The following is a 24,642-nucleotide window of genomic DNA, read 5'->3' as shown; positions in this document are numbered from 1 at the left end:
CAAGCGACCTTTATGTCTCCCGCTATAGACTCTTAGTGTAACACAACAAGACCACGAGAGATCAAGTGAGGAATGAGATGTCAGAGATTGATCTTGAAGATTTACCCGGTGTCGGGACCACCACTGCCGATAAACTTCGCGAGGCCGGATACGGAACCGTTGAGAGCATTGCAACGGCCACAACGTCGGATCTCGCCGAAGCGGCCGAGATCGGCGAAGGGACCGCAAAAAAGGTGATCCTCGCCGCCCGGAAGATGGCGGATATCGGAGGCTTCAAAACAGGCCGGGATATCCTGGATAAGAGAAAAGATATCAAGAAACTCAAGACGCTGGTCCCCGAGTTCGACGAACTGATCGGCGGGGGTCTTGAGACGCAGGCGATCACGGAGGTTTACGGAGAATTCGGGTCCGGCAAGAGCCAGATCGTCCACCAGATGGCCGTCAACGCCCAGCTCCCGGAGGAACTCGGCGGCCTGCACGGGGGGGTCATCTACGTCGACACCGAGAACACGTTCCGCCCGGAACGTATCGAGCAGATGGTCAACGGCCTCCCGGAAGAGGCGGACATCGGGCCGCTCGAGGAGATCCTCGAGCGGATCCACGTCGCCCGGGCGCACAGTTCCGATCATCAGATGCTGCTCCTCGAGACCGCCCGGGAGCTCGCAAACGACCTCCGGACCACCGACTACCCGGTCAGGCTCTTCGTCATCGACTCGTTGACGTCGCTCTTCCGCTCGGAGTATGCGGGGCGCGGCACCCTCGCCGCCCGGCAGCAGAAACTGAACCGCCACATGCACGACCTCCTGAAACTGATCGACGACCACAACGCCGTCGGCCTCGTGACCAACCAGGTGATGTCGAACCCGGCCGTCCTCTTCGGCGACCCCACGAAACCGATCGGCGGCAATATCGTCGGGCATACCGCAACCTTCCGGCTCTACCTCCGTAAGAGCAAAGGGGGCAAACGGGTCGCCCGTCTGGTGGACAGCCCCAACCTCCCCGAAGGTGAGGCGGCGTTCATGGTCGAGCAGGCGGGGCTCAAACCGTGCTGAAGGCACTCGTTACGGACGTCGACGGCACCATCACCGACCGGCGGCGGCGCATCAACACCGCGGCCGTCGAGGCCGTCCGGACGCTCGTCGACGCCGGGATCACGGTGGTGTTTGCAAGCGGCAACATCGTCTGCTTCATGGACGCTCTCTGCAAGATGGTCGGGACGGACGGGACCATCATCGGCGAGAACGGCGGCGTCTACCGGAGGGGGTTTCCCGGCACTCTCCGCATCGCCGGCGACAGGGAGGCCTGCCTTGCAGCGTTTGAGGAACTCAAAGACTATTTCGCACGAAAAGACGTCGAACTCGAACCTTTCGGCGCACAGTACCGGTTCGCCGATGTGGCCTTCGCCCGAAACATCGATCCCGACGAGGCAAAAGCGGTCATCCGTGACCGCCGCCTCCCCGTCCGCGTGCTCGACACCGGGTTTGCAATCCACCTTCAGGCGCTCGGCGTGAGCAAGGGGACGGCGATGCGGGAACTCGCCGGCGAGATGGAGTTATCCCTCGCGGAGATACTGGCCGTCGGGGACTCGGAGAACGACATCGAGATGCTCAAAGCCGCCGGGATCGGTGTTGCTGTTGCAAATGCCCCGGCAGAGACCCGCTCGGCGGCGGACCTGGTCACCGAAAACGCCTACGGGGACGGGTTTGTAGAAGCGGTGAAAAAGTATTATCCCGATCTCTTCAGCAGGTAGCGGTCGACCACAATATAGTCTTTTATGTCCTTCACCGACTCAAACGGCACGAGCATCCGATCCCCGTCCATCCGGTAGCCGTCCGTCCTGAACGTATCGTCCGGTTTGACGATCAGGTCGACGACCTGCCCCGTGCTGAGGTCGATCATGATGTTCTTGATAACGCCAATGAGCATGCCGTCGTTACTCATCACCCGCTTTCTCGCAAGGGCGCGACTGAAGGTTTTACTCATACAGAACCGTGGGGTGTTTGTACTATATAAACATTCCAAATACCCCGAAATCCCGAAAAAACCCGATTAATGGATTTTTCACCGGGAAGAACGTCGCTGTCGCCCGGGTTCAATCGTTCCGGGGGCTGCAGCCGCATATCGGCCGGCGCGGAAAGGCCGCGAATCGCACCCGTACCCCGTTGTTTGACGCACAATGCCAGCGGACGACCCCGCAGAGAAGGCTCTTCAAACCGGACCGGAAAAGAGAAAGTAGGGTTTTCATCTTACGGTCTCGGCCGCCATCCGGACATCGGTGGCCTTGACCGTCTTTCTGCCCGCATGACCCGCCAGTTTGATCGCTTCTTTCGCGATCCTCGACGCGTACTGTTCCATCAGTTTTGCAAGCTCTTCGTTGGCATCGGAACTCACCCGCTCCGCGCCGGACTTTTTCACGATTCTGCCAACGGGTGCCAGAGGTATATCAGTCATGATCTCATTTCCCCCTTTTCATTGAGTTCTGTGCAATGTACTCTCACACAGAACTCGTTTGACAGAAGCACCATAGGTGCTCATATATAAATAGTTATCTGTCACCAGAGGGGTTCGAGGGCGAAATTCAGAACGGGGAGGGTATCAAAGTGAGGGAAAGACCCGAATAATATCGGTCTGAGTAACAATCCCGATGGGCTTACCGTCCTCGACCACAATCAGCCTCCCGATCTCCCGTTCCTTGAACCGGCCCACGAGTTCGTAGAGCCGGATCGACGACGGCGCTTTCACCACATCGGCGGTCATGACTTCTGAGGCAGGCGAATCCAGCGTCAGGCCCTCATCCAGGCCCCGGGCGATATCGCTCAACGTCACGATGCCCGCGAGGCGGCCGTCCTCCATCACCGGCGCCCCGTGAATGCGGTGCGTATTGAAGAGGCGGACGGCATCCCGGAGGGTGGCGGAGAGCGGCAGGGTCAGGAGCGGTGTGCTCATATAGTGCTTGATCGACTGTTTCGGGAGGGATATCATCTCCGAGACGCTGATCAGGAGCGCCTGCAGGTTCTCGTCCATCCCGTAGACCTCGCCGCGGACAAGCAGTTTGTTCACCGGCGTGGGTCCGATCGAGACCATATCCCCCACGCGGAAGAGTTTCACGCTCCCGATGATCCTGACCTCGGCATGACAGAGGTCCGGGTGGCAGAGTGTGGTAAAATCGAGCTCCGCGACCCGTACACCCTTCACCTTCTCGCCGTCGCGGAAGATCGGCACCTCGAACTGGTGATCGAGGTCCCCGAGGTTCAGCTCTTTGTACGCACGTGCCGTCGGGCTGTAGCCGCCTTTGGGGCCGGGCACACCGTCGACAAGCCCGAGCGCCTTCAACGCCTGCATCTGGTTGCGGACGGTGCCGGGGTTGCGCTTCAGCACATCCGCGATCTCCTCACCCTTTATAGAATGAGAAGACTGATGATATAGAGTAATCAGGGTTATCAGGATATCCTTCTGAATGGGAGAGAGATCCATAATCATCAGTCATGATACGTTGTTTATATACATTAGGTTGTGCGTACCGTGGAGTTTGAAACTATCCCGACCGTTCCGACGGCTGATGAAGTGCTCGATCGCAGTCTTCGCAGGGCGGCAGCCAAAAAGAAGTTGAAGACCAACGTCGACCGGGCGAACGAGGAGTTCGTGAGAGCGGCTGCGAAGTCAATCCACGACAAGTTAAAAAGCGCTGTCAGCTCGTTCCCGAGTTTCGAGCGCCTCCCTCCCTTTTATCAGGAAGTGGCCGATATCCTCGTCTCGCTCGACCGGCTGAAGCAGTCCCTCGGGGCCGTCACCTGGGCGGCCGACCAGGTCTGGACCATCGGGTCCGGATACACCCGCAGCATGCGGTCCGCAGAAGATACGGACCAGAAACGGCGGCAGGCCGTCGCCCGAATCGCCTCAATCGTCCACCAGGTGGAAGACGACCTCGCCTTTCTCAACGAAGCCCGGAACATCCTGCGGAAACTTCCGCACGTGACCGAGGGGGAGTTCACCGTGGTGGTGGCGGGGTTCCCGAACGTCGGAAAATCCTCGTTTATCAGGTCCGTCTCAACGGCGGACCCCGAGATCGCCGCTTACCCGTTCACCACCAAGGGGGTCATCGTCGGTCACCGGGATATCGGGAAACGCGACCGCATCCAATTCATCGATACGCCCGGCGTCCTCGAACGGCCGGCGGACGAACGGAACCCTATCGAGCGGCAGGCGGTAAGCGCCATCATCAACACGGCCGACGTCGTGCTCTTCATTCTGGACGCAAGCGAGCACTGCGGCTACGCGCTCGACGACCAGCTCCGGCTCCGCGACGAGATCTCCCGGCTCGTCGACGTGCCGGTGGTGACGGTTGTAAATAAAGCGGATATCCGGGGGCTCGAAGGCTGTCCGGCGATGTCCACGCTCACCGGCGATGGCGTGGCGGCGGTGCTCGACCTCCTGCTCACATACCGAAAGGAAGCCACGAAAACGAGCCTGCGAGAGCCGCTCCAATGATAAAACCTGCAATCGCGCCCCCGTTTAAGAAGGGGAGCCCGGCCTGAGGCTTTCCTTTGTTGACAACATAGAGGAGCACGGCGAGGCCGGCAAGGGAGCCTGCCATCGCGCCGATGGTCGGGGCGGAGAGGGCCCCGACGACGGCGGGCGCACCCGCAAAGACGTGCGACGACGCCACAAGAATGGAGGGCATAATGAGGTCGCCCATACCCATGACAAACGCGCCGCGCTCCTCCCCCTCACCCATGCTGATGCTCTCGCGCCGGAACGAGTAGTCCGCCCGCTTCGGCACCACGACCATGATGGGGGCTTTCGTCGCGAGAACCCCTTCGGCAAGCGTGATCATGTGTTTTGTCCGGTAGACCGAGATGGCATCGTAGACCGCGAGCAGCACGAGCAGCACGAGCACCGGCAGGATAGCGAGAGAGACCCCGAAAATGGATGCAATGCCCGCGGAAAGCAGCACCCCGAGGATATCGACGACATACCATTCCGGGTAGAGGTAGAGGAGCGCCGTCGCCGCTCCGGCAACGGCGAGCGTCCCGACGGCCGCGGCATCGGTGGGCCCGAGCGCACGCAGGAAGAGCGCCCCGAATATGTAGAGGAACGTCAGGAATATGGAAGCGCCGATGAGGACGGAGATGAAACGCCGCCCCCCCACCCGGATCAGAAGGAGCAGGAACAGGGTGAATGCGAGCAGTATCCCGATGAAGATCAGGGGGTTTGCAACCGACTCGGGGTCTTCAAACGCCACAAGCCCCGCCGCCTGCATGGGGCGGATGAGGACGATGACGATGATCTGGACGGCAAAGAGCATGATGGGCATCCCGAGAAACGGCAGCCAGTCGCGTATCTGCATCACAAAACTCCATTCATTATAGGTAGGTTAATTAATGCATCCTCATTACTTTAAATTATGGAGTTTCGCGAACTCATCGGCGACATTGTTCTCACCATCGTGATGGTGGTCTCCACCGTCGTGCTGGTGATGCGGTTCTGGCAGGACCTGATCATAGCGGTTGCGGCGACGCTTATGATGCTCTCACTCGGGGGGCTGCTCATCTCTCTCGGCATAAAGATTCTGAGCCTCGAGAAGAGCGTCGTGCAGCGAGAGCGCACCATGCGCGTGAATATGGAGGAGATGGGAAAGACAATGAGCGCCAAGTACGACAATACCGTGAGTCATATCGAGGAGATCGTCGACGGGCTCTCCCGGCGGATGTATCGGTGAACCGGATCGCCAACTTAATGGTCTCTCCCCCTCTCATGAGTAGGTAAGCATGGGCGTTGCTATCCGCGATATTCTGGCAGACTGTAAAGAGACGTTGACGTGGAGCGATCTTTCCGGCACCGCCGCGGTGGATGCCCACAACGCGCTTTACCAGTTCCTCTCGATCATCCGGCAACCGGACGGCACCCCGCTGATGGACGGTGCCGGAAGGATCACCTCGCACCTCTCCGGCATCCTCTTCCGGACGGTAAACTTCCTGGAAAAAGGCATCAAGCCGGTCTACGTCTTCGACGGAAAGCCGCCGGAGTTCAAGCAGGAGACGATCGAAGAGCGGCGGGCGGTCCGCGCCAGGGCCGACGAAGCCTGGAAGGCGGCGCTCCGGGAGGGGGATATGGAGGAGGCATATAAGCAGGCGAGCGCATCCGCCCGGATCGACAACCATATCATCGCGTCGTCCTGTGAACTCCTCGACCTGCTCGGGATCCCCCGGGTGCAGGCACCGAGCGAGGGTGAAGCGCAGGCGGCCCATATGGTGCAGAGGGGGAGCGTCGCCTACGCGGTCTCGCAGGACTACGACTCGCTCCTCTTCGGTTCTCCGGTGCTGGTGCGGAACCTCACGGTCAGCGGCCGGCGAAAGACCAGAGGGCGGACGATTACGGTGGAACCGGAACGGATCGTCCTCTCCTCCCTCCTCGACCGCCTCGGCGTTACCCGGGAGCAACTCGTCGAGATCGGCATCCTGGTGGGCACGGACTTCAACCCGGGCATCCGGGGCGTCGGCGGCAAGACGGCCTTGAAGATCGTGAGAAACGGTGAGTTTGAGTCAGTGATCGCGGAAAAACAGCCCGATTTTGACCCGGAACCGGTCCGGGACTTCTTCCTCGACCCGCCGGTCGCCGACGACTACACCCTCGAGTGGAGGCCGCCGGATGTCGGGGGGGTTGTAGAGATGCTCTGCGGGCGCTACGACTTCTCCGAGGAGCGGGTCGAAAACGCTCTCGCCAAGGTCTCGACGAAGGCGACGCAGAAGACGCTGGACGCCTGGTTCTGATACGCCCGAGCAGACCCGATAATCGGAAGACTCGCTCTATCTTTGGATATGGATTTTCCCCGAAGACACAAGAGATATATGCGAGGAGGACGCAGTATCTCGATTGACGGGTCTCTACCGGTATTTCGAAGAGGATAGAGGATGCGAGGACCAACAGTGAGCCGATGTATCCCTAACTACCGTTCAAACGTTCCTGACCGCAGTTAACCGCGGACTTCCCGGATCATCAGGCCCCGTTCCGGGATTGCGCCAGCATTTGTACCCCCCTCGCATCGGAACCGTTCTGTCAGATCCGGCGGCCCCGCAAGGGACCGCCGTAAGGAGAATCAACAGGTGACTTCGTATGAGAGAACTCTACGAGAAGATGATAAATGAGGCCATGGCCGCCCAGCGGGCGGACGTGGATACGGTAAAGGCAAAACGCGGCCAGAAGTTCGTCATAGAGGACACGAAACCCTACGTCGACGTGGCCAGGAAGATGACGGCGATCGGCGACCAGAGCCGGGCGGTCATCGACCTGCACAAGAACTCGGTGATCGCGCACTACGAGACCCTCAAGGGCCTCACGACGACGGTCCGTCCCGAAGACGACCCGTTCGTCGAGCATTATCAGACACCCGTGGTGCTCGAGGTCCTGAAAAGTCAGGATGAGGCGTTCGCAAGAAGCGTCGATACTTTCGTGCAGGCAATCGCGGATGCGGAGGCCCGGATCGGCCTTGAGGCGGTGCGGCACTACGGCGGGTTCTACGGCCCCACCTGCGTCGTCGACTTCGCTCTGATCCCGGGGAGCACGAGCAACGTGGTGAACCGGGTGCTGCAGAAGACCGATATCCCGGTCGAGCACAAGCGAGCGATCCTCGCCGCCAAGTCGTGGGGCATGAACACCTCCTACGGCTTCGGAGACGCCTTCGCCCATGCCCTCGAGGCGAGGGCCACCCCCACTGAAGCGACGGCTAAAGAGATCGCGACCATGCAGAAGATCTACCGCGAACCGGTCGAAGCCCAGGCGGAGTTGATGGATGAGGCCGGGATGACCTCCTTTGATCAGCGGAAGTACATGAGCGAGTACCGGCGGCGGATGGAAGCGACGATCAAGGCTGCAATCGACGACGGCGTCCACTACGGCAACATCCTGACCATTCCCGCCTACGGCGTCGGCGACGTCGCCCACCACATCGCGCAGACGACCTTCAACATGTGTAAGGACGACGTCGTGATGGCGGTGATCGAGGCGGTCACCGGGGTGATGGAGTCGACGCTCAAGAACTCGCTCGACTCCTACAAGAGTTACTGGGACGTCCTCTCGGTCGCAACCGGAGCATCGGCGGCTGCAACCGAGTATATCCTCCAGCTCGACGCGTTCAACGCACCCATGATCGTCGACCTGCTCACGAAAAGGTTCCACAACTACGTCCAGCGCTACCCGGCCAGGGGAGCGGCGGCAGAACTCCATAACTGCGACTTCATGGACATGATCTATCGCGGCTGGAAACTCCTCGACAAGGCACAGCGGAACGCAAACGGGTCCGGTGCGGAATTGGTCCCCAGGGTCGGCAGTTACCCCGTCGACCTCTCGCCCATCCGCGCAAACGAGGTGCTGATGAACCCCCAGCGCTACGCCTATGCGGCCTGTGCGATCTCCGTCCGGTTCTCCGCCCTGATGCGGCTTGCCGACTACCCGTGCCTCCTGACGAGCGAGCCCGTGACCGCGACGATGATGACGAACATCATCGCCCTCGAGAAGGACAAGGCGGCCGCCCCGGTGCGGGCCTGCAAGAACTGCGCCACGGCGTGTCTGGTCGACCAGCGGCAGCGGTACTGTCAGTGGAAAGAGGCGGTCTAGGAGGAATGAGTCGCCATGAAGTGCTACTACTGCGCCCTTGAGGGGAAGGAGAGCGAGGCGGTGGCGATCTGCATCGTCTGCGGGATGGGGCTCTGTATGGACCACGCCATCCGGAAGGACGTCGATGTCTGGGAGGGAGGCTACCCGCTCCCCAGCAGGCGTGTGAAGGCTCCGCTGCCGCGGATCCTCTGCCCTGCGTGCTATGCCGCCCTGTATGAGAAAGGGAAGTAAAGCACACCCCGGACCTTCTTGGCCGAATCTCCAAGCACACACCTATCCGGTGATATCATGACCGCATCTCTTGGAAAACGATTCGTCGCCGAAGCCGTCGGCACATTCATCCTGGTTTTCTTCGGAGCCGGTGCAGCCGTCGTCACGCTGATGCTCGCCGCGGGAACTTCGCCGCCGAACGCCTTCAACGGCGGAATCGGGGCGCTCGGAGGGCTCGGGGACTGGCTCGCCATAGGACTTGCCTTCGGTATCGCCATCGCGGGGGCCATCTATGCCCTCGGGCGGGTATCGGGGTGCCACATCAACCCGGCGGTGACGATAGCGCTCTTTGCGACCCGGAGGTTCCCCGGACGCGATACGGGCGCGTACATCGTCGCCCAGTTCATCGGCGCAGCGGCTGCAAGTCTCCTCTTTGCCTGGACCGTCGGCCCGGACGCCGTCACTATCGGGGGCCTCGGGGCAACGGCCCCCTTCCCCGGCATCGGCTACCTGCAGGCGATCGTCATCGAGGCTATCGGAACGTTCCTCTTAATGTTCGTCATCATGGGCGTTGCCGTCGATGAACGGGCCACGCCGGGCTTTGCCGGTCTCGCGGTGGGCCTTACGGTCGCGGGCGTCATCACAACGATCGGGAACCTGACCGGCGCATCACTGAACCCCGCCCGTACATTCGGGCCGTACCTCGGCGACTGGCTGCTTGGGGGATCGAACCTCTGGGCATTCTTCCCGATCTACATCGTCGGCCCCATCGTCGGTGCGGTGCTCGCGGCGTTCCTCTACGACTACCTCGCCGGCGAGTAACCCAAACCCTACTCCTCTTTTCGCACTTTCCCCCGGCCGAGAACTCACTCGAACCGCTTCGGGTCGGTCTCGATATCGATGAGGGCGGGTTTGTTCATCTGCAGTGCAGCCAGAACGGCGTCCCGGAGTTCCTGCGGCCGGGTCACCCGTATCCCGGCACCGCCGCAGGCTTCCGCGTACGCGGCGAAGTCGGGGTTCGTGAGGTCGGTGCCGTAGGGGGGATAATCCGCTTCCCGCTGCTCCTCCCGGATCATGGCAAGCTCGTGGTTGTTCAAGACCGCCACGACGATGGGAAGGTCGTACCTGACCGCCGTGGCGAAGTCGGCCATGACCATGGAGAACCCGCCGTCCCCGGTGATGCAGACGACGGTCGCATCAGGGTAGGCCAGTTTCGCTGCAAGCGCCCCGGGGAGCCCGAACCCCATCGTCCCGAGGTAGCCCGACATCGCGAACCGCTGCCGCTTCATCCGGAAGTTCCGCCCGAACCACCACTGGTTCTCCCCGACATCGAGCGATACGACCGCATCCTCCGGCAGGGTCTCGGAGAGGACCTTCATGATGTAGGGCGGGCGGATCGGGACGGCTTCCGGGTCGGCCTCCCGGTCGAGCCGGTCCGACCACGCCTGTTTCTGCTCCGCGAGCCATTGCCTGACCGCCGGGTCCTCTCGCGGCCGGACCCGCTCGCGGATCCGGGGCAGCGCGATGGTGCAGTCGCCCCAGACCCCGGCCGCGAGCGGGTGCTTGCCGAGCTGGAGCGGGTCGATATCGACCTGGACGGCCCGCTTCTCCGGGGGGATCCCGGTGAGGTCGGAGAAACTCGCCCCGCAGGCGATCACGAGATCCGAGGCCGCGACAAGCGCCCGGGCGTGAGGCGTCCCGAGGGGGCCGTGCACCCCGGCAATCCACCCGTTATCGTCCGGGAGGATCCCCTTCGCCCGGAACGTGGTGACGATCGGCGCCTGGATCACCTCTGCAAGATCGAAGACCGCCCCGGCCGCACTCATGGCCCCGAACCCCGCGAGGATCACCGGCCGTGCGGCGCCGTCGATCGCCGCCGCCGCCCCGACGGCCTCGTCGGTCGGCGCTACCCTGGCCTCCGGGAGGCAGGTCTCGCGCTCGCAGTAGGCCAGTTCGAGCGGCTCTCTCTGGACGTCGTTCGGGAGCGAGAGTTGGGCGACACCGCGGGCGACGACGGCGTAGCGCAGGGCGCGGGTGAGGAGTTTGACCGCCGTCGTCGGGTCGGCGACGGTGTTGTTGAAGACCGCAATCGGCCGGAAGAACGCGTCCTGGTCGATCTCCTGGATGCCGCCGGGGCCGGCGTACTGCGTCTTCACCTGCCCGGAGAGCGCAAGCACGCTCGCATGGTCCTCTTTTGCGTCGTACAGGCCGGTCGCGAGGTTCGTCGCCCCGGGTCCGGCGATGGTCAGGCAGACCGCGATCTTCCCCGTGAATTTGTTGTAGGCGGACGCGGCGAGGGCCGCCGTCTGCTCGTGCCGGACGACGATGTACCGGGCGTTTTCGTTCTTCCTGACCGCGTCCACGAGCGGGAGCGCCGACGCCCCGGGAATGCCGAAGTACAGGGTGATCCCCCATGCCGCGAGTTCCGCGACCAGCACGTCGGCCACGGTCATGGTGGCCCCTTCAAAGGTAGTCTTCTTCATCCGTCTTCACCTCTTCCTCTTCGTCAACCCGCACAAACGCCCCCTTCCCCACGGTGCAGCGGGGACACCGCCAATCGTCCGGGAGGTCCTCAAAGAGCGTGCCCGGGGGTATGCCGGCGGCCGGGTCTCCGGCCTCCTCATTATACTCGTAATCACAGACACTGCACACCCATCGCGCCATACCGCTCACGTCCCGATGGCGACTCCTGCTGTACCCCATCTTCACATATAAAAGGCATCGCCCCCGAGGGCAGGCCCGGATGAGTCCGGGTGCAACGGTTCGGGATCGTTGCGACCGAGGAGTTGGTTCATCCGGAGCCATGTGAAACGCTGAAAGGGAGGAATCGAGCGATCGCGAACGAGCGCTTGAAGCGGCGGGGGATACTATTATAAGCAATACTCCTCAAGTTTAAAGAAACACTACTCCGGAGGGTATGAATTGTCTTCAAATACCGGCAAAACGTCAGTTACTCGCTATATCACAGTATTTTTAATACTGATGATCTTCTGGTATGTCCTTTCCGGGTATCTGGATCCCTTTCATATAGGTGCCGGCATCATCTGCTGCAGCATCGTGACGCTCATCTCCGGGGATCTCATCTTCAGATCCGACCGAAGCCTCATTCTATCCGCACGTACGTTCATCCGATTCATTCTCTATATCCCCAAATTGATGCTGGCTATCCTCTATGCCAACATCGATGTCGCATACCGGGTCCTCCACCCGAAGATGCCGATCGATCCCGGGATGATCACCGTCGATACGCCGTTCACAAACGATATCCTCAGAACATCGTTTGCAAACGCAATAACCCTGACTCCGGGGACGGTGACGGTCGACGTAACGGGCGGGACTTATCTTGTGCATGCCCTCGTCCGGGAGGCGTCGGAAGAAGAACTCCTCGAAGGGAGGAGTATGCAGAACGATCTGGCACGGATCTTTGGTGAGGCACCGTGATCGATATCTTCCATGCCGGTGCGATCGTATTGATCCTGACGATCTTTCTCTGCCTCTATCGCGTACTGGCGGGTCCCGGTGTGGAAAACCGCCTTATTGCGGTAAATACCATCGGAACAAAGACGATCATCCTCCTTGTCCTCATCGGTTTCATCTATGAGCGGCCGCTCTTTGTGGACATCGCGATCGTCTATGCGATGATCAACTTCATCGCGACCCTTGCGATCGCCAAGTACCTCGGGAGAGGATGCATCTGCTGAATACATTAGCCCTGATCTTCATCGTAATCGGCCTCTTCTTCATGGTCGTCGGTGCCGTCGGCCTTGTCAGGCTCCCCGACTTTTATACCCGTGCCCACGCAAGCGGCAAGTGCGATACCCTCGGCGAGGGGATGATGCTGACCGGTTTTATCCTGTATGAGGGGATGACCCTGATTGCGGTGAAACTGCTGCTCCTTGTGGTCTTCATCTTCATCACGTCGCCGACGGCGGTTCATGCTCTTATGAATTTTGCCCACATTCGGGGGGTTAAACCATGGAAGAAGGGGGATGAACGGCGATGATCTGGGAGCTCGACTTCGCCCTCCTCCTCTTTATGATCTGCTGTGCAATCGCCGCGATCACGGTGCGCGACCTCCTCCATGCAACAATAATCCTTGCCGCATACTCATTGGCCATGGCGGTACTCTGGTCGGTGATGAACGCCGTCGACGTCGCCTTCACCGAGGCCGCAGTAGGGGCCGGGATAACCACCGTCCTCTTTATCGCAGCTATAGCACGAACGAAAAGGAGTTCATCGGATTGAGGGCAAAAGCTCTGCTTGCGGTTCTCCTCATCGGCATCATCCTCTTCTGGGCAATCGAGGATATGCCGGCATTCGGCGATCCGCAAGCTCCGGCCACTCAATACACCGGGGAACTGTATATCAATTCGGTTCTTCCGGATATCGGGATTGAAAACATCGTCACCGCAATACTTGCCAGTTACCGTGGATTCGATACACTTGGAGAGACTGTGGTGATCTTCACCGCAGGGATATCGGTCGCCCTCCTGCTCAGACGGGGTGGGCAGTTATGAGAGAGAACGTCGTCATCAGGACCGTATCGCGGCTTGCGGTCCCGTTTATCCAGGTCTTTGCACTGTACGTCATCGTGCATGGTGCATCGGGGGCAGGCGGCGGGTTCCAGGGAGGAGTTGTCTTTGCTTCGTCATTCATCCTGATGACCATCGCCTTCGGCCTTTCCAGTGTCAAAAAGCGGTTTAACAACAAATGGATCATGATCTGCTCGATCATCGGGATCACCATCTATGCCGGTATCGGGCTCCTCTGCCTCATCCTGGGAGGAAATTACCTGGAGTACGGAATAATCGAGGCAACACTCGGTATACCGCACCTCCATGGGTACCTCCTTGACGCAGTCGAGGTCGGGATCGGGATCACCGTGATGGCGGTGATGACATCGATCATCTATGATATGGCCGAGCGAAGGGGAGAATCTCCATGATAGAAGCGTTCTACGAACTCTTCCTCTCGCGGTACAACTACTGGATGGCGATCATCCTGATGCTGATCGGGCTCTATGCATTGATCGCAAAACAGAACCTGGTGAAGAAGCTCATCGGACTCAACATCTTCCAGACCGCGATATTTCTCTTCTATATCTCGATTGGCGAGGTGGAAGGAGGCACTGCACCGATCTACCTTCCCGAAGGGGTGGATGCCCTCTACGTCAACCCGGTTCCGCACGTGCTTATGCTGACCGCTATCGTCGTCGGGGTGAGCGTAACTGCGGTTGCCCTCTCGCTCATCGTCCGGATCTATGAAGAGTACGGGGTCATCGATGAGGATGAACTGATGCAGGCAGTGAGGAAGCGATGACGGTGATCGACCATATTCCGGTCCTCATGATTGTCATCCCGATCCTCGCGTCGCTCCTGACACTCCTGGCCGGATGGTATGACCGGAGGTTTTGTTACCCCATATCGCTTATAACGGTCCTCTTCCAGTTTGGATCCGCAATCGCCATCCTCCTGCATGTGATGCAGGAGGGAACGATCCGGTATAGTGTTGGAGGGTGGGCGCCGCCGCTCGGGATCGAACTCGTCGTCGACGGTTTCAACAGTTATATCCTGGCAGCGATCATGCTTCTTGCCGCGGCAACGGCAGTCTATGCAAGAAGAAGCGTTGAAACAGAGATAGGACCGGAGAAGACGGTCTCATTCTATGTGCTCTTCCAGCTCCTCATAACCGGCCTTGTCGGCATGACGATCACAGGCGACATCTTCAACCTCTATGTCTTCCTTGAAATATCGTCGATCGCCGCATACACCCTGATCGCTTCAGCCCGAAGGCCGCGCGCGTACGTGGCAAGTTTCAACTATCTCATCCTCGGGTCGATTGCAGGAGGGTTCATCCTCCTCGGTATCGCGAACCTCTATGCCGCGACCGGGACGCTGAATATGGCGGATATTGCTCAGCTGCTCCCTGCATCATACGGGCTTGCAACGGTTCATGCCGCATTCCTCTTCCTGGTAATCGGGTTCTCCATCAAAGCGGCGTTCTTCCCGCTCCATCTCTGGCTCCCTGATGCGTATGCAGAATCACCCTCTGCGGTGACGGTCCTCCTCTCGACCGTGATGGCGAAGGTGAGTATCTATGCGATGTTCCGGATCCTCTTCTCGGTCTTTACTACAGCATACATCATCGATACCTTCCCGGTGACCGGGTTCATCCTCTTCATCGCGACGGTTGCGATCGTTGCCGGTGCGGTTCTCGCTATCGCACAGAAGGATCTCAAGCGGATGCTCGCGTACTCAAGCGTCAGCCAGGTCGGGTATATCATGTTTGCACTCGGCGTTGCAAACCAGATCGCGCTGGAAGGGGGTCTTCTGCATATCCTCGGCCATGCCGTGATGAAAGGCTGCCTTTTCATGGTCGCGGGGCTGATCATCTACCGGATGGGGACATCGCGGTTGAGCGAGTTGAAGGGCGTTGCAACGACGATGCCGATCTCCTGTGCCGCATTCGCCCTTGCCGGTGCATCGATGATCGGCATTCCCCCCACGATCGGGTTTATGAGCAAATACTACCTCGTCCTCGGGGCGCTTGAAGCCGGTCACTGGGTCTATGCAGCCGTTCTCCTGTTAGGATCGCTCCTTGCGGTCGGGTACATCTGGCGGTTCATCGAGACCGCATACTTTGGAGGCCTTCACAGCGACCACAACGAAGCTCACCCCCGCACCGCAGCACGGGAAGGGCCCCTCTCGATGCTCGTCCCGATCGTCGGCCTCGCTCTCCTCTGCCTCTTCCTCGGCATCTTCGTCGAGGGCGTGATGGAGGTCGTCGGTCCTGCCGTCTCAATTCTCCTTGGGGGAGCCTGATATGGCAGATATAAACGGGGTGCTCCCGGCGGTAACCATCGCCGTTCCTCTATTCGCGTCGGTGCTGATACTGATAGTCGGAAGACATGAGAACATCCGGGAAGCGGTCACGATCATCGCCGCAACAACGATGCTCGGATCCGTCCTTGCGATGCTCCCCGAGATCCTATCGGGCAGTCGGATCACAATCTCGCTCCTGCCGATGGTGCCCGGCGGGGATTTCGCTCTCAGGGCAGATGCCTTCGGGATGGTCTTTGCCCTGACGGCAACCGCCCTCTGGCTGTTGAATTCGTTCTATGCGATAGGCTATATGCGGTTATTGAAGGAGCACGCACAGACGAGGTTCTTCTTCTGTCTTGCTGTCGCGATAGCTGCCGCAGTCGGGATAGCATTCTCACAGAACCTCCTGACGCTCTTTATCTTCTATGAGATCCTGACGATCATCACCTATCCGCTGGTTGTTCATACCGAGACGCCTGCAGCAATGAAGGCAGGCAGGAAGTACCTGGCATACCTCCTCATCGGCGGCATCTTCCTCCTCGCCGCAGTCATCCTGACCTATACCCTCACGGGAACGACCGAGTTTGTACCCGGGGGATTCCTGGCGGGTTCCGGATCAGCCCTAACCCTGCAGATCCTCTTCCTCCTCTTTATGGTCGGGTTTGTGAAGGCGGCATGGATGCCTCTCCATGGCTGGCTCCCTGCAGCGATGGTCGCCCCGACACCGGTGAGCGCCTTCCTCCATGCAGTCGCCGTCGTCACAGCGGGAGTCTTCGGGATCGTCCGGATCGCCGGATGGGTCTACGGCATGGACCTGATGGCGTCCCTCGGCCTCGGCACGCTCCTCGCCGTGATCGCCTCGTTTACGATCATCACCGCATCACTCTTCGCCCTGACCGAGGACAACCTCAAACGAAGGCTTGCCTACTCGACCGTGAGCCAGCTCTCCTACATCCTGCTTGGCGTCTCCATGCTCTCCATCGCCGGGATGACCGGGGCGATGGCACATATCCCCATCCATGCGTTCCTCAAGATCACCCTCTTCTTCGTCGCAGGAGCGGTCATCGTCTCTGCCGGGAAGGAGTGCATCTCCGATATGAAGGGTATCGGCAGGAAGATACCGGTGACGGCTCTGATGTTCTCGGCTGCTGCGATCGGGATCTGCGGCCTGCCTCCGCTTCCCGGGATAATCAGCAAGGTCTATCTTGCGCTCGGGGCGGTGGAAGGCGGCATGCCGATCCTTCTGCTGGTCATCGTCACCAGTGCGGTCCTGAATGTCGCATACTTCTTCCCGATCATCTATACAATGCTCCTGGACCGGCCGGATGACGAGCACTCACTCGATTCGGTCTCAGAGCCTCCTCTCGTAATGCTCGTTCCGATCATTCTGACGGCGGCGATATCGGTTTTCATCTTCTTCTTCCCATCGACGCCGTTCATGGACCTGGTTGAGATCGCACTCGCCGAGATCATGCAGCAGGTGATTCCATGATCGAGATACCTCCGGCATTCATCTACCTTATCGGCCTCCTCCTGCTCCCTGTCATCACCGGGCCGGTCAGGAAGGCATGGACACTGCTTGTCGGCGCTGCCGGCTTCATCCTGGCCCTCTCACTCTCGTCTGCGGCGCCGGAGATGGTGATCGGAGTCGTCCCCGGCATTGAGACGATCCTCCTGACGTCCGATCCGATGCGGCAGATCGCGGGCGGCATCTTTGCTTTCTCAGGATTGATCACGCTCATCTATGCAGTATACCGCGATCTTCCGACGGCGGAAACGATCGGCATTCTCGCGTCGATCGCAGCGGCAATGGGGATCGTCTATGCAGGCGACTTCATCACCGTCTTCGTCTTCTGGGAGTTCCTCGCCGTTGCGTCACTTGCTATCATCTGGTCTTCGAAGGCGCCCGAATCATCCGGTGCAGGCTACCGGTACATCCTTTTCCATATCTTCGGGGGAGCATGCTTCCTCGGCGGGATCGTGCATACGGTGGCCACAACCGGGAGTGCCGCCATCGGCCCGGTGGGGGATGGAGCCGGTCTCCTCCTTATGCTGGTCGGGATTGGCGTGAATGCTGCGTTCATTCCTCTCCATACCTGGGTACCCGATGCCTATCCAAGGGCATCTGTTGTCGGGTCCGTCGCCCTCTCCATCTTCACAACAAAAGCGGCGGTCTTCCTCCTCGCTGCAATAGGGGGATGGGGGGTTGCGGTTGCGTATATAGGGGGAGCAATGGCACTCTACGGGGCCATCTATGCCCTCATGCAGGATGACATCCGCCGGCTCCTCGCGTATTCGATCGTCAGTCAGGTGGGCTACATGGTCGCGGCAATCGGCGTGGGTTCGGTTGAGGGGCTTGATGCAGGGCTTGCCCATATGGTAAACGACATCCTCTTCAAGTCGCTTCTCTTCATGGCGGCGGGTGCGGTCATCCTCAGGACGGGGTCACACCGGCTCTCGGATCTCGGGGGCCTGGGAAGGACGATGCCCATAACCGCCCTCTGTGCCGTCATCGGTGGTCTCTCACTTGCGGGACTGCCCGGCCTGAACGGTGCGGTCAGCAAAGGGATGGCGATCGAGGCGGCAGGCGGGGTGCCGTATCTCTCGCCCGTCCTCCTTATCTCAGCAGTCATAACCGTCGTCTACGTCTCCCGGTTCCTCTACTTCGTCTTCTTCCGATCGACCACCGGAACGAGGGAGGGGCTCCTCCCAAATGATCCGCCGACCCCGATGCTGGTTGCGATGGGGGCAACCGCCTTCCTCTGCCTTGCAATCGGGCTCTTCCCGCACCTCCTGACGGATCTTCTGCCCGGCGGAACGGATGCCCACGCGTTCGCCTCATCGTACCTGCTGGAGTCGGCTGCCATCTTTGCCGCCGCAGGGGCGCTCCTGTTCGCGGTGCGGCCGCTCAGGGTCCCATGGCGCGGGGTCGAGACCGATATCGACGCCCTTTATGTCAAGGCCGGAGATGCGATCGTCTGGATCTCGGCAAATCCCCTGGTGCACACCGCAGACAGGATAGAGAGGGGGGTTGAGAGCCTCGCAACGTCCCTCGGGCTCATCTCGGAAAATCCGCTCGTTGCCAGTCAGATCGCCGGAAAAACCCTTAAACTGCCGTTTGTACGGGCGTTCTCCGATCGATCCAGGTCGGAAGCGTACGAGAAAGAGCTCTCCCTCTTGAAAGACTGCTATCCGGATGTTCAGGTCAACATCTGGGGTGGCGGCTACGGCATCATCTTCATCAGCATCGTCGCGTTTCTGTACTTTATTTTTTACATGATGAGATGAGGGGACTCCCTTCACCGCTGCCCCGATGCGATCTTCCCGACCCGGGGTCTAGCGCCGGTTGTGCCCGCCGGCGGCGTCTCCAGCTCCCGGCGTCCTCCGCAACTTCTTCCCCTCAGCCGGCTACCCGCTGCAATGGTCACTTTTTCGGGGAACCTTCGCATCCCGGAGCCGCTTCTGCCTGCCCATAGTCCCCGGTCCGCACAGATGCCGCACTCCACCACCAGGAGATAATTAGTTGTTCTATCCGGATCCAGAGGCATGCGATTGGGAGACGATCATGGAGATCAGAGAGACCCACTCCTTCGACCTGACGCCGGGCGAGGCCGTCCGCCTCCAGGAGAAACTGCGTGCCCGGATCAGCTTCTCCGGGGATCTCGATGAGGTCTCCCTTCTCGCCGGCGCCGACGCCTCCTACGTGAAGGGTTCTAACGAGATCCATGCAGTCGTCGTCGTCCTCCGTTACCCCGATCTCGCCGCCGTCGAGCGGGCCTCTGCCTCTATCGAGACGTCGTTTCCCTACATTCCCGGCCTCCTTGCTTTCCGGGAAGGCCCCGCCCTCCTTGAGGCGTTCCGGAACCTGCGGTCAGAGCCGGAGGTCATCTTCTTCGACGGGCAGGGGGTCGCTCACCCCCGGGGGCTCGGTATCGCAAGCCACATGGGCGTCCTGCTCGACCGGCCCGCCGTCGGGGTTGCAAAGAGCCTCCTTCTGGGAACAGCGGCGGAGCCGGGAGCCCCCAGAGGCTCAACGAGCCCGATACTCCGGGGCGGCGAGACGATCGGAATGGCGGTGCGGACGAAAGAGAGGACACAGCCGCTCTATGTCTCGGTAGGCCACCGGATCGATCTCGTACAGGCCGTCGACCTCGTCCTCGCAACCTCCCGGGGGTACCGGCTCCCGGAACCGACCCGGCAGGCCCACCTCTATGCAAACGCCGTCCGGAGGGAGAGGAACGGAAAGGGCGGGCAGACCTCCCTCCCCTCCGGAGGTAGGTAGAACGAAACCGTTATCATCGTTCGGACCGGATAAGCGTTTATCGACCGGCACGGTAGGAAAAAATCACGGCCGGTTGCAGCCCACGGAGCGTGAAAGATGTCAGGAAATAATCCACAAACCCTGTATAGCGGCCGGAATGCACGAAGGGGAGGCAGGAGATGACCCCGCGTGAGATGGCCCCGGGCGTCTTCTCCGTCGGGGCCGTCGACTGGGACCGCCGGATCTTCGACGAGCTGGTCCCGACCCCCCACGGCACTTCCTACAACAGTTACCTGATACGGGGCAGCGAAAAGACGGCGCTGATCGACACCGTCGACCCGGCGACGTTTGCGGACCTCACGGCGAATCTTGAGCGGCTCGGTGTCGAAAAGATCGACTACATCATCGTCAACCATGCCGAGCAGGACCATTCGGGCTCGATACCGGCGATGCTCGACCGGTTCGAAGGAGTTAAACTGGTGACGGACCAGAAGTGCCGCGACCTCCTGATCGATCTCCTCCGCATCACGGAGGACCGGGTCGTCGTCATCGGCGACGGCGATACGCTCACCCTCGGAGACCGGACACTCGAGTTCATCATCGCCCCCTGGGTCCACTGGCCGGAGACGATGCTGACCTACCTCCGGGAAGACAGGATCCTCTTCTCCTGCGACCTCTTCGGCTCGCACTATGCCACGAGTTCCCTCTACGTCCCCGACGAGGGGGCAATCTACGAGTCCGCAAAACGCTACTACGCCGAGATCATGATGCCCTTCCGGGCAAGCATCAAGGGGCACCTTGAAAAACTCGCGACGCGCGAGATCGCCCTGATCGCCCCAAGTCACGGTCCGGTCTACGACAGGCCGGCGTTCATCATGGACGCCTACCGGGACTGGACGGGCGACGGCGTCAGGAACGTGGTGGTGCTCCCCTACGTCTCCATGCACGGGAGCACCCGGGCGATGGTCGACCACCTCATCGCCGCCCTGGTGCAGCGGGGCGTTATGGTGCAGCCGTTCAACCTCACGAAGACCGATACCGGTGACCTTGCAAAGGCTCTGGTGGATGCCGCGACGGTCGTGATCGGGGCACCGACGGTCATCTTCGGCCCTCACCCGCAGGTGGTCTCCGCGGTATACCTCGCAAACCTCCTCCGCCCCAAGACCCGGTACGCAACGGTGATCGGGTCCTACGGCTGGGGCGGGAAGACGGTCGACACTATAAAAGACATGCTCGGGCGGCTCAGGGTCGAGTTCCTCGAACCGGTCTACGTCCAGGGTTACCCGAAAGAGGGGGACTTCGCAGCGCTGGACCGGCTCGCCGACGAGATCAAAAAGAGGCATGAGGAGGCGGGGATCATCCCTGCCTGAGGGTTCCGACCGAACCCACTTCATCGTTTTTGGTCCGGCACCGAACTCTTAAGAGTGTGGAATACCGACCAGTATTTGAGCTGCCTTATGCCCCCGTCCGATTTCAAGAGAGTCATTGCAGAGTCGCCCTACATCTTTATCATTGGCGTAGCGGGAGACAGTGGAAGCGGAAAGACCACCTTCACCCGGGCCATTCGAGAGATCTTCGGCGAAGACCTCGTCTCCACGATCACCATCGACGACTACCACCGTTACGACCGCCGGGAACGTAAAGAACTCGGGGTCACGCCGCTCGTCCCCGAGGCGAACCGGTTCGACCTGCTGGAGGAGCACCTCGGAGAACTGAAGGCGGGAAAGACGATCCAGAAACCGGTCTACAACCACGATACCGGAAGATTCGACCCACCGGTAGCCTTCAAGCCCACGAAGATCCTGATCTTCGAGGGCCTGCACCCTTTTATCACCCAAAAGATGCGGGACCTGATCGACTTCAAACTCTACGTGGACCCGGACCCGGATGTCAAACGCGCCTGGAAGATCAAGCGCGACGTGGAACGGCGGGGGTACTCTCCCGAGGCGGTCGTCCGGGAGATGGCGGAGCGCGAGCCGGACTACGAGCGGTACGTCGCACCGCAGTGCCGGTTTGCGGACGCGGTCATTAAAATCGCCTTCTCGAAGTACGGCCGCGAGGCAAGCGAGAAGAAGAACGTCTACCACGTCACCCTCTGCCAGAGCAAACTCGAGCGAAGCATCCGGGATGTCGATCTCTCCATCGACCTCTTCCCGCTCCTCTCGCTCTCGCAACGGAACTTCATGGTCGAGTTCACCACGGAAGATATCGGGGGGAAAGCGATGGGTGCACTTGCATTCGACGGGGAATTGAACGACGCGGTAGTGAGAAAACTGGAGAAGAACATCGAGATCCAGACGCAGGTGCAGCCCATCGACCTTGTCGGGAGCGACGGTTACCTGACGGCCGGTGATGTAGCCCAGCTCATCCTCGCGTGGCGGATCATCAACCGGCGCATCTTCATCGAGAGCGCCCCGGAGACGGGCGGGGGAGAGAAGACGGCGTTGACTGGAAACGGCGGGTGTATGTGCGGCCGATGAGGGGCCCGGGGCCGGCAGGACCCGGAAGCGATAAACGGCCGAACAAGAGAAAGTAGATAAGAACGCCCGGAGAACGTGTATCGATGGATAGCCTCGAGCAATTCTCGACCATCGCGCCAGACATCGGCAACATCTTTCGTTATATAAGCATCGCCACGGCGATGCCGCTGGTCGTAGCGGTGATCTACCGGGAGTGGGATATGATCCTGCCCATGGTCTCCGTCCCGGCAACCCTTTTTCTCCTCGGGGCGCTTCTTGTCCGGGTTCCACGAGAGAACCGTGAGGCTCCTCTATCCGCTGCCCTTATGGCGGTCGCCCTGATCTGGCTCGCCATCGCACTGGTGAGCGCCCTGCCGTTCAGCCTCGGCCTCGGTGTCTCCTACCTCGACGCCGTCTTCGAGGCGATGTCGGGGTGGACCGATACGGGCATAACCATGATGCAGTCGGTCGAAGACCTGCCCCGGACGCTCCTCTTCTGGCGATCGCTGATGCAGTGGCTCGGTGGCCTCGGGATCGTCGCTTTCACCATCGCGATGGCCTCAAGGACCGGGCTGACCCAGTTCCGCCTCTATCGTTCGGAAGGACGTTCGGAGGCGCTGATGCCGAGTGTTGTCGCAACGGGCATGGAGATGTGGAAGATCTATCTTATATTGACCGCAGCCTCAATCGGACTTATCCTCCTATCCGGTGTATCCCTCTGGGACGCGGTGAACATCGCCCTTGTCGCGATCTCCACCGGCGGGTTCACAGTCCACTCGGAAGGGATCCTCTTCTACAACAACTCGCTCCTTGAGGTCCTCATCATTCCGGTCATGATCGCCGGCGCCCTGCCGTTCAAACTCTTCTACCTTCTCTATCGCCGCAAAGGCGTGAGATTTTTCGACGACCAGCAGGCACGCCTCCTTTTCATGCTCATTGCGCTCGGGATCATCGTGATCGCGTGGGATCTCATCACGCTCAGCGCGACGGACATTTCCACCGCCATCCACCAGGCGCTCTTTATGTCGGTCGCCGCAGTAACCAGTACCGGGTTCCAGATCGCGTCTCCGAACGAATGGGCGAGTGTGACGGTTCTCTTCCTCTCGATACTGATGCTGATCGGCGGGGCTTCGGGAAGCACCGCCGGCGGTATTAAACTCTCCCGGGTGGTCCTCGGCTTTCAGAGCCTTGTCTGGTGGTTCCGACGGATGTTCGTATCCGGGAAGGTGCTCGTGCCCTTCAAGTACGACGGCAAGGTGATCCCGAAGAACGTCGCCGACCTTGAGATCTCCCGGAACATGCTGACCATCATGCTCTATATCCTGATCATCTTCATCGCTACGATACTGGTGATGCACCTGCAACCGACATCCTTCGACTCGAGCAACGTGCTCTTCGAGGTCGTCTCCGCGATGTGCAACTGCGGCATCTCAACGGGATTTATCACCCCCGATATTGACGCTCCGGCGAAAGTCCTCTACATCCTGCTCATGTGGATTGGACGTCTCGAGGTCATTCCGGTGATCATGCTCGTCCTGGGCGTCTTCAAGCGGTATGAGTGAACTATAAAAAAAGAAAGAGGGCCGGTTACCCGGACTGGCGATGCATGTACAGGTCGTCCACCGTCGCCCGGTCCCCGCCGCTCTCGACAAGCAGGTCCATGTAGGTATAGACCTCGGGAGCATCCTTCTTCAGGAGCTCCGGGGAGACATGGTAGAGCATGAAGGCATCGGCAAAGAGTGCCGCCTCCCTCTCCTCGCCGGAGGGAAGATCAAGATGCCCCAGATAGGAATCGGGGTTTACATCCAGTGTCGGGAAGACCGTGCTCTCGTTAAATCCCATGGTGTGGTAGACCCGATACCCGACCTGCTGGACAAAGACCTCATCGGCCCGCGCCGCGTCCCTGTCCGAGCGGATATATATTGCGTTCTCCTCGGGGATGTAGAGGCCGTTCATGTTCCCGGGCGCATCCGGCTGCTTGAATAACTCATTCTTGCTGTCGATGTAGACGGTGGTGTTCTCCATAAACTCATCCCGGAGTTTGGTGCTCTGCTGCAGCACCAGCGCCTCTGCAAGTGCCGCTTCGGTGCCGTTCCCGTCCCTGTTTTCCAGATGGAAACCGGTGACCGGGCTCGCCGAAAAGATCGAACAGACGACGGCAATGAGGATTACCGCCGCAATCAACCGTGATCGAAATCCTGGGTCCATGGTTCACTCTCCTCGCTCTTAACAGATGTTTCAAACAGTTTGTTATATACTTTTCTAATGATAAAAATCC

29 protein-coding genes are annotated in these 24,642 nt (G+C 60.1%); 22 read left to right on the top strand and 7 right to left on the bottom strand.

The annotated features are described in order from the left end of the window. The first annotated feature begins 77 nt into the window (after positions 1–77). Positions 78–1,052 carry a DNA repair and recombination protein RadA gene (gene radA, locus BRA42_RS09305; protein WP_342770524.1) on the top strand — a complete coding sequence of 325 codons (975 nt, stop codon included), beginning with the start codon at positions 78–80 and terminating at the stop codon, positions 1,050–1,052. Further along, positions 1,046–1,750 carry a phosphoglycolate phosphatase gene (locus tag BRA42_RS09300; protein ID WP_342770523.1) on the top strand — a complete coding sequence of 235 codons (705 nt, stop codon included), beginning with the start codon at positions 1,046–1,048 and terminating at the stop codon, positions 1,748–1,750. Before radA ends, BRA42_RS09300 begins: the two co-directional genes overlap by 7 nt. On the opposite strand, the gene BRA42_RS09295 is transcribed toward BRA42_RS09300, so the two are convergent. The 3 genes from BRA42_RS09295 to BRA42_RS09285 form a co-directional block, all read right to left on the bottom strand. After that, a complete protein-coding gene (locus BRA42_RS09295; RefSeq protein ID WP_292405327.1) occupies positions 1,726–1,983 on the bottom strand; it encodes a PRC-barrel domain-containing protein in 258 nt (85 codons plus the stop codon). The genes BRA42_RS09300 and BRA42_RS09295 overlap by 25 nt on opposite strands. A 258-nt stretch (positions 1,984–2,241) precedes the next feature. Further along, positions 2,242–2,451: a histone family protein gene (locus BRA42_RS09290; RefSeq protein WP_292386548.1), complete on the bottom strand. Its 210-nt coding sequence runs from the start codon at positions 2,449–2,451 to the stop codon at positions 2,242–2,244. Positions 2,452–2,595: 144 nt separating this feature from the next. Then, positions 2,596–3,474, bottom strand: a complete 879-nt coding sequence (locus BRA42_RS09285; RefSeq protein WP_292405329.1) for a CBS domain-containing protein — start codon at positions 3,472–3,474, stop codon at positions 2,596–2,598. A gap of 48 nt (positions 3,475–3,522) precedes the next feature. Here BRA42_RS09285 and BRA42_RS09280 point away from each other — a divergent pair, with 48 nt between their 5' ends. Next, a complete protein-coding gene (locus BRA42_RS09280; RefSeq protein WP_292405332.1) occupies positions 3,523–4,488 on the top strand; it encodes an NOG1 family protein in 966 nt (321 codons plus the stop codon). On the opposite strand, the gene BRA42_RS09275 is transcribed toward BRA42_RS09280, so the two are convergent. Continuing rightward, on the bottom strand, positions 4,436–5,347 hold the full coding sequence (locus tag BRA42_RS09275) for a presenilin family intramembrane aspartyl protease PSH (protein ID WP_292405335.1): 912 nt from the start codon (positions 5,345–5,347) through the stop codon (positions 4,436–4,438). The genes BRA42_RS09280 and BRA42_RS09275 overlap by 53 nt on opposite strands. A gap of 57 nt (positions 5,348–5,404) precedes the next feature. Here BRA42_RS09275 and BRA42_RS09270 point away from each other — a divergent pair, with 57 nt between their 5' ends. From BRA42_RS09270 to BRA42_RS09250, 5 genes are all read left to right on the top strand, one after another. Then, complete coding sequence (locus BRA42_RS09270) at positions 5,405–5,719, top strand: hypothetical protein (RefSeq protein WP_292405338.1); 315 nt, start codon at positions 5,405–5,407, stop codon at positions 5,717–5,719. 49 nt (positions 5,720–5,768) lie between these two features. Next, entirely contained in the window at positions 5,769–6,770 is a 1,002-nt protein-coding gene (gene fen, locus BRA42_RS09265) for a flap endonuclease-1 (RefSeq protein WP_292405341.1), read from the top strand. Between the two features lie 343 nt (positions 6,771–7,113). Further along, a complete protein-coding gene (locus tag BRA42_RS09260; RefSeq protein ID WP_292405344.1) occupies positions 7,114–8,613 on the top strand; it encodes a DUF2193 domain-containing protein in 1,500 nt (499 codons plus the stop codon). 15 nt (positions 8,614–8,628) lie between these two features. Continuing rightward, a complete protein-coding gene (locus BRA42_RS09255; RefSeq protein WP_292405346.1) occupies positions 8,629–8,844 on the top strand; it encodes a DUF2180 family protein in 216 nt (71 codons plus the stop codon). 57 nt (positions 8,845–8,901) lie between these two features. Then, positions 8,902–9,645: an MIP/aquaporin family protein gene (locus BRA42_RS09250; RefSeq protein ID WP_292405350.1), complete on the top strand. Its 744-nt coding sequence runs from the start codon at positions 8,902–8,904 to the stop codon at positions 9,643–9,645. A 44-nt stretch (positions 9,646–9,689) separates the two neighbouring features. Here BRA42_RS09250 and BRA42_RS09245 read toward each other — a convergent pair whose 3' ends face one another. Together BRA42_RS09245 and BRA42_RS09240 are read right to left on the bottom strand one after the other, a co-directional pair. After that, positions 9,690–11,306, bottom strand: coding sequence for a thiamine pyrophosphate-binding protein (locus tag BRA42_RS09245; RefSeq protein WP_292405353.1), 1,617 nt, complete (start codon positions 11,304–11,306; stop codon positions 9,690–9,692). After that, a complete protein-coding gene (locus tag BRA42_RS09240; protein ID WP_292405356.1) occupies positions 11,287–11,487 on the bottom strand; it encodes a rubredoxin in 201 nt (66 codons plus the stop codon). The genes BRA42_RS09245 and BRA42_RS09240 overlap by 20 nt, the downstream gene beginning before the upstream one ends. A gap of 318 nt (positions 11,488–11,805) precedes the next feature. Between BRA42_RS09240 and BRA42_RS09235 the strand changes: the two genes are divergently transcribed. From BRA42_RS09235 to BRA42_RS09170, 14 genes are all read left to right on the top strand, one after another. Continuing rightward, a complete protein-coding gene (locus BRA42_RS09235; RefSeq protein WP_292405359.1) occupies positions 11,806–12,264 on the top strand; it encodes a Na+/H+ antiporter subunit E in 459 nt (152 codons plus the stop codon). Further along, positions 12,261–12,524, top strand: a complete 264-nt coding sequence (locus BRA42_RS09230; protein ID WP_292405361.1) for a cation:proton antiporter — start codon at positions 12,261–12,263, stop codon at positions 12,522–12,524. The genes BRA42_RS09235 and BRA42_RS09230 overlap by 4 nt, the downstream gene beginning before the upstream one ends. Then, on the top strand, positions 12,512–12,826 hold the full coding sequence (mnhG, locus tag BRA42_RS09225; RefSeq protein WP_292405364.1) for a monovalent cation/H(+) antiporter subunit G: 315 nt from the start codon (positions 12,512–12,514) through the stop codon (positions 12,824–12,826). Before BRA42_RS09230 ends, mnhG begins: the two co-directional genes overlap by 13 nt. Beyond that, positions 12,823–13,068: a hydrogenase subunit MbhD domain-containing protein gene (locus BRA42_RS09220; RefSeq protein ID WP_292405366.1), complete on the top strand. Its 246-nt coding sequence runs from the start codon at positions 12,823–12,825 to the stop codon at positions 13,066–13,068. Before mnhG ends, BRA42_RS09220 begins: the two co-directional genes overlap by 4 nt. Then, complete coding sequence (gene mbhE, locus BRA42_RS09215; protein WP_292405369.1) at positions 13,065–13,340, top strand: hydrogen gas-evolving membrane-bound hydrogenase subunit E; 276 nt, start codon at positions 13,065–13,067, stop codon at positions 13,338–13,340. Before BRA42_RS09220 ends, mbhE begins: the two co-directional genes overlap by 4 nt. Further along, positions 13,337–13,768, top strand: coding sequence for an MnhB domain-containing protein (locus BRA42_RS09210; protein WP_292405373.1), 432 nt, complete (start codon positions 13,337–13,339; stop codon positions 13,766–13,768). The genes mbhE and BRA42_RS09210 overlap by 4 nt, the downstream gene beginning before the upstream one ends. After that, positions 13,765–14,142, top strand: coding sequence for a cation:proton antiporter subunit C (locus BRA42_RS09205; RefSeq protein ID WP_292405376.1), 378 nt, complete (start codon positions 13,765–13,767; stop codon positions 14,140–14,142). The genes BRA42_RS09210 and BRA42_RS09205 overlap by 4 nt, the downstream gene beginning before the upstream one ends. After that, a complete protein-coding gene (locus BRA42_RS09200) occupies positions 14,139–15,644 on the top strand; it encodes a monovalent cation/H+ antiporter subunit D family protein (protein ID WP_342770522.1) in 1,506 nt (501 codons plus the stop codon). The genes BRA42_RS09205 and BRA42_RS09200 overlap by 4 nt, the downstream gene beginning before the upstream one ends. Before the next feature lies 1 nt (position 15,645). After that, positions 15,646–17,136 (top strand): proton-conducting transporter membrane subunit, encoded by a 1,491-nt coding sequence (locus BRA42_RS09195; protein ID WP_292405382.1) that lies wholly within the window; start codon positions 15,646–15,648, stop codon positions 17,134–17,136. Next, a complete protein-coding gene (locus tag BRA42_RS09190) occupies positions 17,133–18,932 on the top strand; it encodes a proton-conducting transporter membrane subunit (protein WP_292405385.1) in 1,800 nt (599 codons plus the stop codon). The genes BRA42_RS09195 and BRA42_RS09190 overlap by 4 nt, the downstream gene beginning before the upstream one ends. A gap of 277 nt (positions 18,933–19,209) precedes the next feature. Next, positions 19,210–19,926 carry a deoxyribonuclease V gene (gene nfi / locus BRA42_RS09185; RefSeq protein WP_292405387.1) on the top strand — a complete coding sequence of 239 codons (717 nt, stop codon included), beginning with the start codon at positions 19,210–19,212 and terminating at the stop codon, positions 19,924–19,926. A 158-nt stretch (positions 19,927–20,084) separates the two neighbouring features. Next, on the top strand, positions 20,085–21,275 hold the full coding sequence (locus BRA42_RS09180) for an FprA family A-type flavoprotein (RefSeq protein WP_342770521.1): 1,191 nt from the start codon (positions 20,085–20,087) through the stop codon (positions 21,273–21,275). 87 nt (positions 21,276–21,362) lie between these two features. Then, the gene (locus BRA42_RS09175; protein WP_292405393.1) at positions 21,363–22,385 is read left to right on the top strand and encodes a phosphoribulokinase; all 1,023 of its coding nucleotides are present in this window, start codon (positions 21,363–21,365) and stop codon (positions 22,383–22,385) included. Between the two features lie 83 nt (positions 22,386–22,468). Further along, positions 22,469–23,926: a TrkH family potassium uptake protein gene (locus BRA42_RS09170; RefSeq protein ID WP_292405396.1), complete on the top strand. Its 1,458-nt coding sequence runs from the start codon at positions 22,469–22,471 to the stop codon at positions 23,924–23,926. A gap of 25 nt (positions 23,927–23,951) precedes the next feature. Here the strand turns inward: BRA42_RS09170 and BRA42_RS09165 are convergent, their stop codons facing one another. Next, positions 23,952–24,572: a hypothetical protein gene (locus tag BRA42_RS09165; protein WP_292405398.1), complete on the bottom strand. Its 621-nt coding sequence runs from the start codon at positions 24,570–24,572 to the stop codon at positions 23,952–23,954. Positions 24,573–24,642 lie beyond the last annotated feature (70 nt).

Origin of the sequence: Methanoculleus sp. UBA374, assembly GCA_002508705.1 — an archaeon.
GTDB lineage: Archaea > Halobacteriota > Methanomicrobia > Methanomicrobiales > Methanoculleaceae > Methanoculleus > Methanoculleus palmolei.
This window is presented reverse-complemented; position numbering and strand designations above follow the sequence as displayed.